A 14,234-nucleotide genomic window follows, 5' to 3' on the forward strand; every position below is an offset into this window, starting at 1 on the left:
GTGGCCTGCTCATAGTTGGAATCAACACCATCAAGGCTAAAGATGTTGCAGGGCCCGATGCGAACGGCAACGTAGCCAGTACGATCGGATAGTCTGCGGCCGGCTTCATGATCGGCCGCCTTGGCCGGCCCCGCGAACAGCGAAGGGTCGCGGCTGTCATGCCATACCAGCAGAATGCCATCTGCGATATCATGAACCCGAATGCGTAGATTACGATTGCCTACCCGTACATCGACCGCACTTGGGCTAGCCAGGTGGGCCACGGCGAGTTCAAGCGCCGGTGATTCGAGGCCCGGGACCATCCGACGCCAGTCCTGTCCGATACGAGATGCAAACGAAGACACAAGACCAACAGATGCGGCGTCAATACAGAGAAAGCGGCCAGCCGCGTCTACATCAATAACGCCCATCTGACGAGCGAGTAGTGGTTTGGAATTTAGATCAACACGCGTTTCGTTGGATGCGGGCATGACAATAGTCATAACACAACCCTTCCCCGAAATTATCTTTTATCCAGTCTCACGGACTCGTCCGCCGCTGAATAACCTGACACCGAAGCATATCGTAAGTTTGGGCGTCGCAATCCGTTCCACGAGCACCCGTCGCGAACCATAGTTCCGGCCTTGTTGTTTCGTCACACATATGACACCGCTGGCGCGCCGACTCTGCTGTGCCAGAAGGCCGTATGTGCCTTGAGTCCATACAAAACCCTTATGGCCTGTACAGTCAAACCCTTCCTGGGATCTAAGGCAATACCCTACTGGCGAAACGGCCAGAGAAGGCAGTCTACTTTGGCAGCGCACGGAGCGGGATTTTTTCAGGAGATGTCACAGAAGCGTCGAGATGATAATTCAGCCGAGTAATTTCGCCATATACGTTTGGGATTTACGGCGATTTTGGCAGCATCACAGGCATGACTGCCTTTGGCAGGCGGCGAGATTTTTTCGAGAAAAATTAATAAAAATTAGGCAATGTGATGAGCATCTTGTCCCTATTGAGAAAATATGGTGATATTTTCTTTTTACGATTGTCAAATATACTTTCGTCTGCGGCAAAAGAACGAAACTGACGGTTCGGCTGATATCAGCCATTGAAGGCGGAATTCCTGATCGCCCAGCGATTTATCGAATTCAACCTGCGTGAACGACTCCTGTCGTGATATTTTTCTAGTTCTACTTGGTTTACTCCAATAATAGAACGCCCGCGTGGCCGCTGATGCCGAACGATTCAGGCGAAATAGGACCGCCCATGCTCGAACGATCGTCCGCTCTCGGCTTCCAATCCACTAACCCTGTATCATCCCGTCATGATTCCCGCCATCGGGGAACCCTTCTTCCCAGGGATCATCCTTTACCAGACACTACGAACAAAATGCCTTCGCCGTCGGCAGATGGTGCATCTCCGCCCTCAGGCACCATGATCTTCAGCACGAATTACGCGGATGGCCGTGATCTGCGGAATAGCGCCTCCGCTGATAATGACTCAGCCGGGTAGACCCCGACGAATGTCGGCCGAGAAGCTTGCATCAATCTGAGCGTCCGGCGATCGCTGAATGAGGCTGCGGCGTTTTAGCACCGCGAAAGGGAATGCCTGATCCAGCAGCCCGAGTTGATAGGCGTATTGATCCGCGTAGCCGCTGACCAACACCTTCCAGTTCAGGGGGATCCCGCCCGCCACCCTCGCCCGCAATACGACGTTGGTGGTGCAGTTGTTGACCAGCGTATTATAGAATTCCGGCGTTACGGCCAGACTGGCGATACGATCGAGATAACTGAGAAACAGCTGCCGCTTTTCCTCGGGGGTAGCGTTAACACGATAGAGATAAAGCCGCTCCCGACGAATATCGGTGCGCACGCCAATCAGATCCCGCTCGTCGGCGGCTACATAGATCAGCTCGTAGCGGCGGAATAATCCTCCGATCACCGTATACGCTTCGCCCTTCTCCCTGCGCGTTTCCACCGAAATGGCAAGGTGCCGTCCGTCGCTGAAGCCGAACGAGAGGAAGACATGCGCGATGGCGTTACCCGACCAATAGGAACTGACCATGTCTACTTCGTTCAGCCGGTCGAGCCGGTACTCGGCGTCGTAGTAGGCGGGTGCGACCGAACCATCCTTTCCATACGTCGCATTGCGCACATTCATCAGCAGCACACGGTTTCCATCCACCACCGCTCGAGCTTGGGTCGCGTATTCCGGCTCCCAATCCCGATCGTTGGATGGCGACAATTGAAGCCACCAGATAAGGACGCCGCCGAACAGAATAAGCCCGAACACCCGTGCGACACGGCGCGGCAGGATAAGCAGGTTCGCGATCGCCGTAACGCCAACAATAGCGGCCAACGCTGATGCAAGCCAAGCGGGGCCGCGTGCCGCATAGGCCACGGCCAATACGCTCCAGGAACCGGTGCCAATCAGCAGCAAAGTCCAGACCCAGATGCCAACCCACCGCCGCCATTGCAGGGCGCCGCCTGTCCGCGTCATTTTGATCCAGGCAGGGCAGCACCGCACGCTTGGCCGCCACAGACGGTGGCGAGCTGCAGCAGCAGGATCCGCTGCACCTCCGCGATCGTCAGCGGGTTGGACTGCGTGGAATGACCCGACCGATGCACGACAAGCTCGGAATCGACGCCAAGGATATGCGCGCTTTGATAACGGACGACGCCGTCCTCGCCGTTCTCCGGCGGGCCATCGCCGAGAATGGGAATAATGGAATGGGCATGCACGCCCGGCACGATCGGGGTGGCCGCGAGCGCCTCGAGGAACGGGTTCCCCGGTGTCATGCCGAACGTGGCACCGACGCGAAAGGAGGAGGGATCAAAGGCCAGCGCGTCCTTGTTGCCGGTCAATATCTCCGCTGTGGCCTTGGTCACGGTGAGCGGCAGCGTCACCAGCCGTGCCGCGAGATGGGCCAGCGACCATCCGGCGGCATAGGCACCGCGATGCGGCGTTGAGATGAAGATCACCCGGTCCACTTGCGGAAGCGGGGTGGGAAACATCGCATCCTGGAGCATCTTCCGGGAGGACTGATCCAACGTCAGCGCGCTCAGCGGCCGCCGGCTCAATTTGTTCCAAAGGGCGTCGCCGGGATCGATCACCTGCATTTTGACCAGCAGACCACCCTGGCTATGGCCGATCAGGACCATATGGCCCAATGCCGGATCGGCGGCCGTCCCGCCCAGGGCAGTGGTGGCCTGATTGATTGCTGTCCGCAACTGCGCCGCTGAATAGGGAATCGGATTGCCGGTCGCATAGGAAAACAACCAGAATTCAAAGTGATCCCGGATCCTGGGGTCTTCCATCAGATCGTTCACCATGTCGGCCCAGCGGAATGGGCTGGAGGCGGTGCCGTGTACCAATACAACCGGCATCCGACCCTGCCGGTGCGGCTCTATGGCCAGCAACTGCGGCCGCTTGTTGTCGAACGCGGTGCCTTCCAGGAAGCCGCTGATCTCGGTGTTCCAGAGCTTTGTTTCTGCCAGGCTGATCGCGGCTGTCGCGGTTTCATCGTAGGCAAGCGGCACCTGGCGTCCGCCCAAGGTTACATTGGTGTTGTCGAATTTGTTGTAGACGGTCAGCGTCGCATTCAGGTGGCTGGTGGCCAGTTGTTGGCGCGGCGTGGGGATGCGCAGCAACAATGTCGCTGGTACGCGCAGCCGCGGCGCGACGACAAAACCTTGCGGTGCCATCGGCGGGGCCGAAACCCGAGCCGCCATCGCGGCGCCGAGGCCGGGGGTGCGGTACTGGTTGATGACCCCCTTCACTTCCAAAGTGCCGGTCGGCACCAGGCCGGTCACGCGGCGCCCGCCCCAGTCCAGGCTGGCCTCATCCATTGTGACATCGAGCGTGCCGTAAGGCAGACTATAGGCGCCGGGCTTCAGCGCCGCCTCGTCGTCGCCTGCCTGCGTGACGGCGGCGGTCAGCGACATGTTGTAGAGATCGCAGGCTTGCCGAAACCGTGGATCAAAAGGATCGGGCCTATTCTCCGTTCCATCGGGAAACAGGAACGCGTAGGCATAGACGGCGGCGGCCATGTAGCGGGGACGCGACCCTTCGCGGCGCGCGGTGAGGTAGCTCAACTCGGCAAGAGCGAATAAGTCCGGCCACGCCTCCGGGCGACCGACCACCTGGCTGTGCAACGCGGCGATCGTCTCATCCGGATATTGGTCGAAGGAATCGGCCAGGGCGTGCCGCCGCAATGTGGTGCGCGTCTCCACGCTGAGCCCATTCGCTGACAACGCGCTGCGATTGGCGAGGCGGTAAGCATCCCGCTGATCCAATGAGGTGACATCCAGCGGCGGCGAGCACGCCGATAGCAAGGCCAGTGCCAGCAGAACAGTCAGGCGGAACAACATTGCTCACAATACCTCACGCCGTGGGATCTGTTGTTTTGCTGAATCGGCCGAACATGATGGCTACGGCAGGCGTGGCGATCATACGAACACAGCGCCGCGGCGTACGAGGCTTCATGACATGCGGACATCACACCCCCTGCTGCCGGTCGGGAACAGGACGATAGGGCCGTACTGGAGAGGCCGGTATCGGGTAGACCCTGAAGCCGTCCTCGGGTTTACCCCTAGGGGCTGAGTCGACAGGCTCGCAAATACGACCACGAGCGGCTGTGGGTCTTGTCGCAACGACGATATTCTTGGGGGCTAACGGCAACCGGGCACCAGTTTGCCCGTTCGGGCAGCACTTTTTCTGGCGAGTATGCGGAATTCACCTGATTGAGGGGATGGCACGACCGCGGCAGTGTTCCTCGATGCGGATCGACAATGACGATCTTTCCATTTCGGAGAAACTCATGAACTTAATCATCCGGACATCGTTGATTTGCTCTGTTTTTGGCCTCGGCGCCGGAGGGGCGGCATTCCCAGTCGCAGCCCAGCAGCCGGCCGTACTGAGCCAAACATTTGAGACCACCGCGACCGTCGAAACCGTCGACGCCAAGACCCGCCAGCTACTGCTGATGACACAAGACGGACATCTGCTAACCCTGATTGCCGGACCACAAGTCCGCAACTTCGCCCAGATCAGGTCGGGTGACCGAATATACGCCCGTTATGAAAGTGAGCTGGCGGCCCGTATCGGCAAACCGGACGAGACCATGCTGACAGACCAGGACCTTGTCGGTGGCGGCAGGGCTGCCCGCGGCGCCAAGCCGGGCGGCGAAGACGATCTGGAAGTCCGCCGCAAGATAACGGTATCGGCCATTGATCTTGAACACAATTTACTGACTTTCTCGGATGCTGGTCAAGTCACTCATGTCATTCAGGTGCGCTCGCCGCCGATGCGGGCGTTCCTGCGCACGCTGAAGCCAGGTGACATTGTGGACGTCACGTTCCGTGAGGCCGCGATGGTCGAGGTGGAACCGGCAAAATAGCAGGCCGTGGCGCCCGCCAGTGGGATGAGGCGGGGCGCCACCCCCGGGTTATACCCGATCCCACAAGTGATATTGGTATGGTACACTGACTCGATGAACGCGCGGTCATCCAGCTGGAGCGCTGATGCGAAACGTCCTGTGCGTATCCTGCTCGCTGACGACCATGACGTCGTCCGGCAGGGACTTCGCCGGTTGTTGGAGGAGCATCCGAACTGGACCATTTGCGGCGAGGCCACGAATGGGCGCGACGCCGTCAGCATGTGCTTGGAACTGATGCCGGATATTGTCGTGCTTGATGTCAGCATGCCGGAACTGAACGGGCTGGAGGCGACGCGGCAGATCTTGAAAGCGCGTCCCACGACAGAAATCCTGGTGTTCACAATGCACCAATCGGAACAACTGGCTCGCAACATGCTCGCTGCCGGCGCCCGCGGCTACCTCCTGAAGTCCGACGCTTCCCGCAACATCATCGATGCCGTCGCCTCGCTCGCGGCGCACCGGCCCTATTTCAACATGCGCGTCAGCGAAACCATTCTCGCTGGCTACCTGAGTGCGATGAAGGAAAAAGACTCGACGGTGAAGCGCGCCGGCGATCCGCTGACGTCCAGAGAGCGAGAGATCCTGCAATTGCTCGCTGAGGGCCGGTCGAACAAAGAGGTCGCCCGCCGCCTGTCGATCGGGGTGAAGACGGTGGAGGCGCATCGCGCCGCCATCATGCGCAAGATCGGCGCGAACTCCATCGTCGATGTGGTCCGCTACGCCGTTCGGAATCAGATCGTGGAGTTCTGACCGGCAGACGCTTCGCCGCGTTCAAGAATGCCAGGGGAAGCGATATGAAATTCCTAAGCCACAACGAAAGATCGGCAATCCAGGTGTCTCGGGCAGCCGCCAGTTTCGTTATCCTGTCGGGATTGATGCTACCGGTCGTGGCCTACGCGGATGACGTACAGGATCAGGCCACGATCGCTGCCGACGCGAACGCCGCCAACAACCCGCTTACGCCGAAAATTACCCTCAACCTGCAGGACTATTTCCTGCCGTCATTGAATCGCGTGGACGGCCGGTCGGCCAATCAGGGGCTGCTGCGAGGCCTGGTGCCGGCCGATCCCTTTGGCGTGCCACAGTTGATCCGCTTCACCCTTCCGGTCGCGACAAATCCGGGTTTTCCGAACGGGACTAACACTGGCCTCGGGGATTTGACACTGTTCGATCTGGTGGTGATCCCGGTGAAGCCCGTCCTGTTCGGCGTGGGTCCGCTGCTGGTGGCGCCGACGGCAACCAACAAGAATACTGGCGCGGGCAAGTGGCAGGCCGGCGTCGCCGGGGTGGCGGTCGCACCGCAATCATGGGGCTTGGTCGCTGCGCTGGTGACCTATCAGCACTCGTTCGCCGGCGACGACTCCCGCCCGGTCGCCCAGTTGATGACCTTTCAGCCGATCGTCACGTATAACCTGCCGAAAGGGTTTTATCTTCGGTCGAGCGGCACATGGACGCTCGACCTCGGCAACCATACCACCGTCATCCCGGTCGGCTTCGGCGTCGGGAAGGTCTGGGCTTTCGGGCACGGCAATACGTTGAACGCCTTCGTGGAGCCGCAGTATTCGGTCATCCATAGTGGTGTTGGTGTGCCGGTGTGGCAGATTTTCGCCGGGCTCAACTTCCAGTTCGCGATTTAGCGGACGATCGCTGGGGGGTTGAGCGGAGGCAATGCCGATGGCACCGACGTCGAGGTTTGCTGCAGCGTATCTTCTCTGAACCGCCGCAGCGTCATCAACAGTGCCTGGCTTTGGGGTTCCGACCAGGGGCCGGCGACTCCAACGAACAAAGTATCGAACAGTTCGGAGGACAGTTGCATTGCGGGCACCCGCGCGCTGACCGGCAGACGGTCACGCCACACGGTAAACGCACGATAGATCAGTCGGGCATCCGCCCCGCGACACGCGTCCGAAAGATCACGAAAAGCTTTCACTTCCGATCGCATCCACCGTTGGTGACGCTCGGTCCGGACGGCACGCGCCCAGCGGAGGGCGCGAAGAACTGCAACGATGAGCAGAACCATCCCCGCGATCGCACCGGCGCTCTCGATCCATATGGTGGGGCTCCGCAATGCCCTCCGATTCCAAACCCACCGCTTCGCAAAGGCCGGCGCAGCAGCTACGGCGACAGCATGACCTTCACCGATGGCTCGCTGCAACGTCCCCGAACTGAGCTGCCACCATGGTTGCGTCACATCGGGTAGTGCAAACTGTCCTGCCGTCTCGAAAACGTAGGTCGCTCGGTCGATTCGGTGCCCCACGACCTGACCGCGTTCGGCCGTGTCGTTGCTCACCGGAGGATCGGTGTAGACGCGCACACCGGCAGGCGCGCTGAAGGCGAGGTCACGCATAGCGAGGCTGGGTATGTCGCTGGCCGAACGCGTGATGGTGCGCACCAGGGCGTCGCCGGCCTTGAATAGACCGTTCGGATCAGGAGACCATTGCTCCTCCAGGGTCAGGCTGTCGGTCGCGACGACGGGTTGCGACGCATCCACCCCAGGCGGAATGGCGATTTCCGTATGAGTTGGCTCGCCAACGACCGAACTGGCTGGGTCGCCGTTCGCATCGAGCAATGTGACAATCGCGCCGGGTACGACCAACGTTCCGCCGCGCCTTGGGTAGACCGCGAATTCGAAGCGCTGGCCGACATAGTTTTCGCCATTGATCGAGTCACGCATCGTGACCCCCTGGGTCTCGAACCGGAACACCTGTGCGCCCGCGACGTCACCGATCGCGACGCGGGGTGGCCAGGGCATCCTGTCGCGAAACAGCACGTCCACAAGCAGCCGAATGGGCTGACCTATGACGGCACCCGCGGTCGGACTCATAGCCGTGCGGACGACCACGTTCCCGGCTGTTTGCGAGCGAACATTGGCCGCGGCCAGAACAAAAATCAAAGCCAGAAACAGCGCCTTCATCGCTTTTGTGCCTGCAACTGAAAAACGAAGCGTGCGCGCAGGAAATCCGCGGGCCGGGTTTGCACGCGTTTCAGCCACAGCATGCGGATCTCCTGGTCGCTCATCGGAACCGTCGCATCCGCGGTATCCGGAGGGCGCTGATCCTTTTTGGTCTTGTCGTAGACCACCGAGTCGGGCTTCTGGTGCATGCCGTTGGGGTCAGCGCCCTTCGCGCGCACCCGGTCGGCCCGCAGGCGTGCGATCTCGCGATTGGCCGCGGCGTCGCTCCAGCCGGCGCGCAACGCTAGTGCCCGATCGTAACGCCCCACGGCATCGTCGTAGCGCCCAAGCATGACCAGCGCGTTGCCCTGGTCGTAGGCGGCTTCCGCTGTATCCACGCCGCCGAAATCGCCTGCTGCGTCCTTGAAGTTGCCGGCCTTCATCAGGGCGGCACCGATCCACATGGGATCGAGAAAGGTCTCCGCTGCGTCCGCGTACCGCCCCCGGTCGAATAGCCGACGGCCACGCTGATCCGGCGAGGCCCAGATACCCGCCCAACCGGACCACCAGGTCGCGGATGTCAGCGCAAGCAAGCTCACGCCTAGCACCACGCCAAACGGAACCAGCTTCTTCATGCCAGCAACCAGCCGCGCCGGAACCAAACCAGCGCCAGCAGGGCGATCATGGGCGTTAGCCAGTATCCTGCCTCCTCCCACCGCTGGCCTTCACCCGCAGTGGAAGGTGGCACACCGCCATATTTCAGCCGGCGTGCGAGTGCCGTCACGTCGGCTGTATCGATCGTTGTTGTCACAAATTCAGCGTCCAGCGCATCGGCGGCCGCCAGCAATGTCCGATCGGCATCTGCCTGCGCCGGCGGACGCATCGCGAACAACGTCACCGGTGCTTCCCCGGTCGAGCGCAATTTTTCAAGCTGATCGCGCGCCACGTTATCGGCCAGCACGACGATGGAACCGCCCTGTCCTGCCCGCCGCAGGACGTCGTTCGCCAGGGCCAGCGCGCCCGCCAGGGTGTCTCCCTCGCGTGGCATGATGTCGGGAGACAGCGCACCTGCCATGGCGAGAACGACAGATTTGTCGGACGTCGGCGGCAGGACCAAGTGTGCGGACCCGCTATAGGCGATCAGACCCACCGGTGCGCCGTCTCGCATACCCAGAAGATCGGCCATTTTCTGCCGAGCCCGATCCAGGCGGGTCGGCGCCAGATCGGTCGTCAGCATGGATGGCGTCACTTTCAGAACCAGCATCGCCGGCCGTGCCGCATCGGCGAACGGCGATGGCTCCTGTCGAAACGTCGGACCTGCCATCGCGATGATGGCCACCAGCCAGCCAGCCAACAGCACGTCGCGAGGTCTGATACGGCTGCCAACGTCCCCCCGCACGATCAGATGCCGCAACAGGTCTGGATCGATCGCCCGCCGCCACCTCTGTGTGGTGTCACTGGCCCGACGCTCCAGCCACCATAGCGCGACCGCGACAGGCGCCAGCAGCAACCACCAGGGGCGCAAAAAGTGGAAAACGGTCATATCGGCGCTGCCACTTCACGCCGTCGCGGCCATCGCACCAGGCGTGACGCTCGCGCCAACATCGAAAACAGGGTCAGCGCGGCCAGCGGCAGCCAATACAGTTCGGTTTTCGGACTGAACGTGACGGTGTCTACCTTGCGGGTCACGATCGTATCAAGCCGACCGTAGATCTTGGCGAGTTCATCGCGATCGAGCGCTCTGTAGTAGCCGCCGCCCGTGGCCGACGCGACGTCGCGCAGCGCAGCCTCGTCCAGCTTGTCTTCGCCTGCCGCGGTCGGATCGCCGATCGCGACAGTATAGATGACGATGCCATGATCCTTGGCGATCAACGCCGCCTGCGCCGGCGGAACGCTGCTCGCGGTGTCATTGCCGTCGGTAAGTGCGATGATTGTCTTCGCCGATACCGTCGAGGAGGCGAACATGTTGACGCCCAGTCCGATCGCGTCGCCGAACACGGTGCGTGGGCCGGCCATCCCGACCTGGGTTTCCCGCAGCAGCATGCGGCACAATTCGAGATCGCTGGTGAACGGCACCAGTGTGAATGCCGAACTGCCGAAGACCACGACGCCCACCCGGTCGCCTTTGCGTCGGGTCAGGAAGTCGTCCAGGACCTGCTTCACCGCGCTGAGGCGATCGATCTTCGCGCCTAATGCGCTGGTGAAATCAACGGTGTCCATCGATCCGGAAAGATCGACCAGCAGCAGCAGATCGCGCGCCGGTGTGTCGTGATGGATGGGCGGCTCGATCCATTGCGGACGAGTCAAAGCAGCGATCGCCAGGCCCCAACTGACGCACACCACGATCGTCCGCCATATGCCGCGCCGGCCGATCACAACACCTGCGTGCGGTTGTTGACCTGTCAGAGCCACCAGCCGACTGAAGAACGGCACTTGCACGCCCGGCCGGCTTTCTGCGTGAGCCGGCAGCAGCCAATAGACCAGCAAAGGCAGCGGCAGACTTAGCGCCAGCCACGGATAGGCGAGACTTAGCATGACCCGTCATTCCGGTGATGATGGCGGATCCACCTGCGCGCGGCTGCTGCTATCATGTCGCCATCAGCCGACCCGTCGAACCCCGGCAGCGGAAGCATCTGTCCGAACACAGTGCCTGGGCCGGTTCGATCGAGGAATGCCAGCCAGAAGCGGCCGCTGAGGGATGCGACTTGCTCGCGCCCGAATGTCACCAGAGCCACGCGCTTCAACACCGCCGATACATCCTGCGCGGTGGCGCTGTCGCGGATGGGACCAATCGCATCGAGTTCACGCAACGCCTCGCGGCGATAGGCATTGTGGCGATATCGCATCATGCTTCGCGCCAACACCAGCAATGCCATTGCCAGCAGCGTAAAGCCTACGATCCACCAACCCAGTGCCGGCGGCCAATAAGGCACAGCCGGCGGCAGCACGATGTCGTGCAGATTGGCGAGGTCAGCCGGATCAGCCGCCATGCCCAGCTCCGCGTGCCCGAGCGAGCCTGCGTCCAAGCAACTGCCGAAGTTGGTCCACCACGTCGTGTTCGGTGGAAATTGGCAGGATCGGAATGGCGCGGTCGCGGGAAAACGTTTCTATGCGATCGCGTCGCGCAATGAAATCCGTGGCGAACCGCGCGCGCAGACCGTGGGCTGATGTGTCGACCTCGATTTGGCTGGCAGCATCCGCCATGACCACGTTGCCAATGTCGGGAAGCGATGCTTCGAGCGGGTCATGAATGAAGATGGTCAGGACGTCGTTGTGTGACGTCATCCTTGTGACCAGTTCGACGGTTGTTTCATTGGCGCCGAATGCGTCGGTGATCAGGCAGATCAGCCAATCATGTGTTGCCAGGCGGGTGGCTCGGCGTAGTGCATCGTTCAGCAGGTCGGGTTCGGCGGCCTTGTCAGCGCCGATCCGTAAGGCCTGGTTTTGCCGCGCCAGGGCGCCGGCGATCTGCCGTACTGCGGTTTCGCGGGCGCGTGGTCGTACTTCGACGATATCGGATTCGGAAAAAATGATCGCGCCGGCGCGATCCCCCAGTGAGGTGATGCGCCACGCTGCAAGTGCTGCCGCCTCCGCCGCCGCCACCGACTTCATGGCGTGCCGGCTACCGAAGAACATCGATAGCCGCTGATCGACCAGCAACAGGACGCTGCGATCACGTTCTTCATTGTAGATGCGGACATGCGCACGACCAAACCGAGCGGTTGCCGGCCAGTCGATGGCACGTGTGTCGTCACCTTCGACGTAGGGGCGCAGTTCCTCGAAATCGAGGCCACGACCACGCACCCGCGATGCGTGCCGCCCGGCGAGCAAGCTGTGTACCGGCTGGCGTGGCAGGAAGCTGAAACCCGTGGCGCGATGCCGCAGTTTCAACAGGTCGTCCAGCGTCACGTAGGCGCGCGCCGGTTCGCTCATCACACCGCGACCGCCACCTGCCTGACCAGCTCGTTGATCACGTCGTCCGTCCGGACGCCATCGGCGCTGGCTTCGTAGCTGAGCGAGATGCGGTGGCGCAGGCAGTCGTGAACGATAGCCTGCACATCCTCCGGTAAGACATAGTCGCGTCCCTGCAGCCAGGCGTACACCCGTGAACTACGGTCGAGCGCCAGTGATCCGCGCGGGCTGGCGCCGATGGCGATCCATCGCCGCAGCTTGTCGCCGAATTCCGCCGGCCGGCGTGTGGCAGCGATGAGGGCGATGATGTAGTTTTCCACGACCTCGGCGGTCTTGATGTGGTCGATCTCCTGTCGGGCGTCGAAGATGACCTGCCGCGGGAGCGGTGGCGGTTCCGGCGTTCGAGGATGTTGCGATTGTTCATCGCGTACCAGGCGCAGCACTTTGATCTCGTCCGCATCGGCGGGATAATCGATCATTACGTGCATCAGAAAGCGATCTTTCTGCGCTTCCGGCAGCGGATAGGTGCCTTCCTGTTCGATGGGATTTTGCGTCGCCAACACCATGAACAGATCGGGCAGGCCATAGCGCTGACCGGCGACTGTTATCTGACGTTCTTCCATCGCTTCCAGGAGTGCCGATTGCACCTTGGCGGGCGCACGATTGATTTCGTCGGCAAGGATCAGATTGCCGAAGACCGGGCCCTTTCGGAATTCGAAATTGCCGCCGCGATAGATCTCCCCGCCGGTGACATCGGACGGCAGCAGGTCCGGCGTGAACTGGATACGACTGAAGTCGGACTCTAACGCGCGTGACAGGCTCTTGATCGCTCGGGTTTTGGCGAGGCCAGGCAGGCCTTCCACCAGCACGTTGCCGTTGGCGAGCAGCACGATGACGATGCGTTCCACCACGCGTTCCTGGCCGATGATGGACTGGTTGACCCGCCGCTGAATTTCGATGATGGCCTCTCGCGGCGACATATCGTTGCTCATTTTTGAAACGGATAAATCACTTTCCAGTCGCTCTTCATGTCGACCACCAGCCAGCCACGCTTCGGCGCCTCGTCCAGAGCCTTGTCGAGCTTGCCGATGGACGACGTCCGGTCGTAAGCCCATTCGCGCGCCGCGTCGGTGTGATGCACGATCATCGCAAAGTTCGGTCCGTCGTTCAGCGTGGTCCATTGCAACATCTGCAGGTCGCCATCGGAATTGCCGGCGGCGAACACCGGGCGGCGGCCAATGAACCGATTGATGCCCGCCGGCTTCCCGGGGCCATCGTCGACAAATTCGATCTGCGACAGTTTCAGCAGTTCCGGCTTGTCCCCGACCAGCCTGTACTCGACCTTGCCGCTTGATCCCACCACCTGCTCGGGTGGGATACCGTAGATCTTCTCAACCCAGGGGCGCATGAATTCGACGCCGCCGCCGGAGACGATAAACGCCTTGAAGCCGTTCGCGCGCAAGTATGCCAACAGTTCCAGCATCGGCTGATAAACCAGATCGCTGTACGGCCGATTGAAGCGGGGATGCCGAGCGGTGCGCATCCAGTCCGCGACGTCTTTGCCGAACGCGTCGACGGTCATCCCCGTGTGTGTGGCGGCCATCAGTTCCATCGTCCCTTTGTCGCCCAGGGCGGCGAGTGTGGCATGGTCGCCTTCGAGAACCGCCTTGTAAGGCTGCTTGTCCTTCCAATCCGGATGATCTTTGCTCATCACCCTGATTCGATCTAACGCATATGCGAACTGAAAATACACCGGCTGCTCGGACCACAGCGTTCCGTCGTTATCGAATGTCGCGATACGCTGTTCGACCGGCACAAAGTCTGGGCCACCCTGCGTCGTGACTCGCGTCACGAAGGAGACGATCGCCTGCTTGGCAGGGCCATCGTTCCAGGATGGCAGTGGATCAGTCTGGCCGAAGGCGGGACCGATGCGGGGAAACGCACCGATCGCCGCCGTAAGCCCCAGCAAGGTAGTTCGTCTGGTCGGATGGTTGAACACCGCTTTCTTCC

Annotated in this window: 13 protein-coding genes; 3 read left to right on the forward strand and 10 right to left on the reverse strand. The window is 61.3% G+C overall.

The window, feature by feature from the left end:
* Positions 1 to 1,482: 1,482 nt before the first annotated feature.
* Together GSQ89_RS26775 and GSQ89_RS26780 are read right to left on the reverse strand one after the other, a co-directional pair.
* On the reverse strand, positions 1,483 to 2,481 hold the full coding sequence (locus tag GSQ89_RS26775; RefSeq protein ID WP_158931021.1) for a DUF4105 domain-containing protein: 999 nt from the start codon (positions 2,479 to 2,481) through the stop codon (positions 1,483 to 1,485).
* Entirely contained in the window at positions 2,478 to 4,352 is a 1,875-nt protein-coding gene (locus GSQ89_RS26780; RefSeq protein WP_254073383.1) for a triacylglycerol lipase, read from the reverse strand. Before GSQ89_RS26780 ends, GSQ89_RS26775 begins: the two co-directional genes overlap by 4 nt.
* A 407-nt stretch (positions 4,353 to 4,759) precedes the next feature.
* Between GSQ89_RS26780 and GSQ89_RS26785 the strand changes: the two genes are divergently transcribed.
* From GSQ89_RS26785 to GSQ89_RS26795, 3 genes are all read left to right on the forward strand, one after another.
* Positions 4,760 to 5,380: a hypothetical protein gene (locus tag GSQ89_RS26785; protein WP_158931023.1), complete on the forward strand. Its 621-nt coding sequence runs from the start codon at positions 4,760 to 4,762 to the stop codon at positions 5,378 to 5,380.
* Between the two features lie 138 nt (positions 5,381 to 5,518).
* Positions 5,519 to 6,169, forward strand: coding sequence for a response regulator transcription factor (locus GSQ89_RS26790; protein ID WP_254073384.1), 651 nt, complete (start codon positions 5,519 to 5,521; stop codon positions 6,167 to 6,169).
* Positions 6,170 to 6,213: 44 nt separating this feature from the next.
* On the forward strand, positions 6,214 to 7,056 hold the full coding sequence (locus GSQ89_RS26795; RefSeq protein WP_158931027.1) for a hypothetical protein: 843 nt from the start codon (positions 6,214 to 6,216) through the stop codon (positions 7,054 to 7,056).
* Here the strand turns inward: GSQ89_RS26795 and GSQ89_RS26800 are convergent.
* The 8 genes from GSQ89_RS26800 to GSQ89_RS26835 are packed head-to-tail and all read right to left on the reverse strand — an operon-like array spanning position 7,053 to position 14,223.
* Positions 7,053 to 8,333: a BatD family protein gene (locus tag GSQ89_RS26800; protein WP_158931029.1), complete on the reverse strand. Its 1,281-nt coding sequence runs from the start codon at positions 8,331 to 8,333 to the stop codon at positions 7,053 to 7,055. The genes GSQ89_RS26795 and GSQ89_RS26800 overlap by 4 nt on opposite strands.
* Entirely contained in the window at positions 8,330 to 8,947 is a 618-nt protein-coding gene (locus GSQ89_RS26805) for a tetratricopeptide repeat protein (RefSeq protein ID WP_158931031.1), read from the reverse strand. Before GSQ89_RS26805 ends, GSQ89_RS26800 begins: the two co-directional genes overlap by 4 nt.
* Positions 8,944 to 9,855 carry a VWA domain-containing protein gene (locus GSQ89_RS26810; RefSeq protein ID WP_158931033.1) on the reverse strand — a complete coding sequence of 304 codons (912 nt, stop codon included), beginning with the start codon at positions 9,853 to 9,855 and terminating at the stop codon, positions 8,944 to 8,946. The genes GSQ89_RS26805 and GSQ89_RS26810 overlap by 4 nt, the downstream gene beginning before the upstream one ends.
* Entirely contained in the window at positions 9,852 to 10,847 is a 996-nt protein-coding gene (locus tag GSQ89_RS26815) for a VWA domain-containing protein (protein WP_158931035.1), read from the reverse strand. The genes GSQ89_RS26810 and GSQ89_RS26815 overlap by 4 nt, the downstream gene beginning before the upstream one ends.
* Entirely contained in the window at positions 10,841 to 11,302 is a 462-nt protein-coding gene (locus GSQ89_RS26820; RefSeq protein ID WP_158931037.1) for a DUF4381 domain-containing protein, read from the reverse strand. Before GSQ89_RS26820 ends, GSQ89_RS26815 begins: the two co-directional genes overlap by 7 nt.
* Positions 11,292 to 12,245, reverse strand: coding sequence for a DUF58 domain-containing protein (locus tag GSQ89_RS26825; protein ID WP_158931039.1), 954 nt, complete (start codon positions 12,243 to 12,245; stop codon positions 11,292 to 11,294). Before GSQ89_RS26825 ends, GSQ89_RS26820 begins: the two co-directional genes overlap by 11 nt.
* On the reverse strand, positions 12,245 to 13,204 hold the full coding sequence (locus GSQ89_RS26830; RefSeq protein ID WP_158931041.1) for a MoxR family ATPase: 960 nt from the start codon (positions 13,202 to 13,204) through the stop codon (positions 12,245 to 12,247). Before GSQ89_RS26830 ends, GSQ89_RS26825 begins: the two co-directional genes overlap by 1 nt.
* 8 nt (positions 13,205 to 13,212) lie before the next feature.
* Positions 13,213 to 14,223 carry an HAD family phosphatase gene (locus GSQ89_RS26835; protein ID WP_216856416.1) on the reverse strand — a complete coding sequence of 337 codons (1,011 nt, stop codon included), beginning with the start codon at positions 14,221 to 14,223 and terminating at the stop codon, positions 13,213 to 13,215.
* Positions 14,224 to 14,234 lie beyond the last annotated feature (11 nt).

Source organism: Acidisphaera sp. S103 (assembly GCF_009765975.1).
GTDB lineage: Bacteria > Pseudomonadota > Alphaproteobacteria > Acetobacterales > Acetobacteraceae > Rhodopila.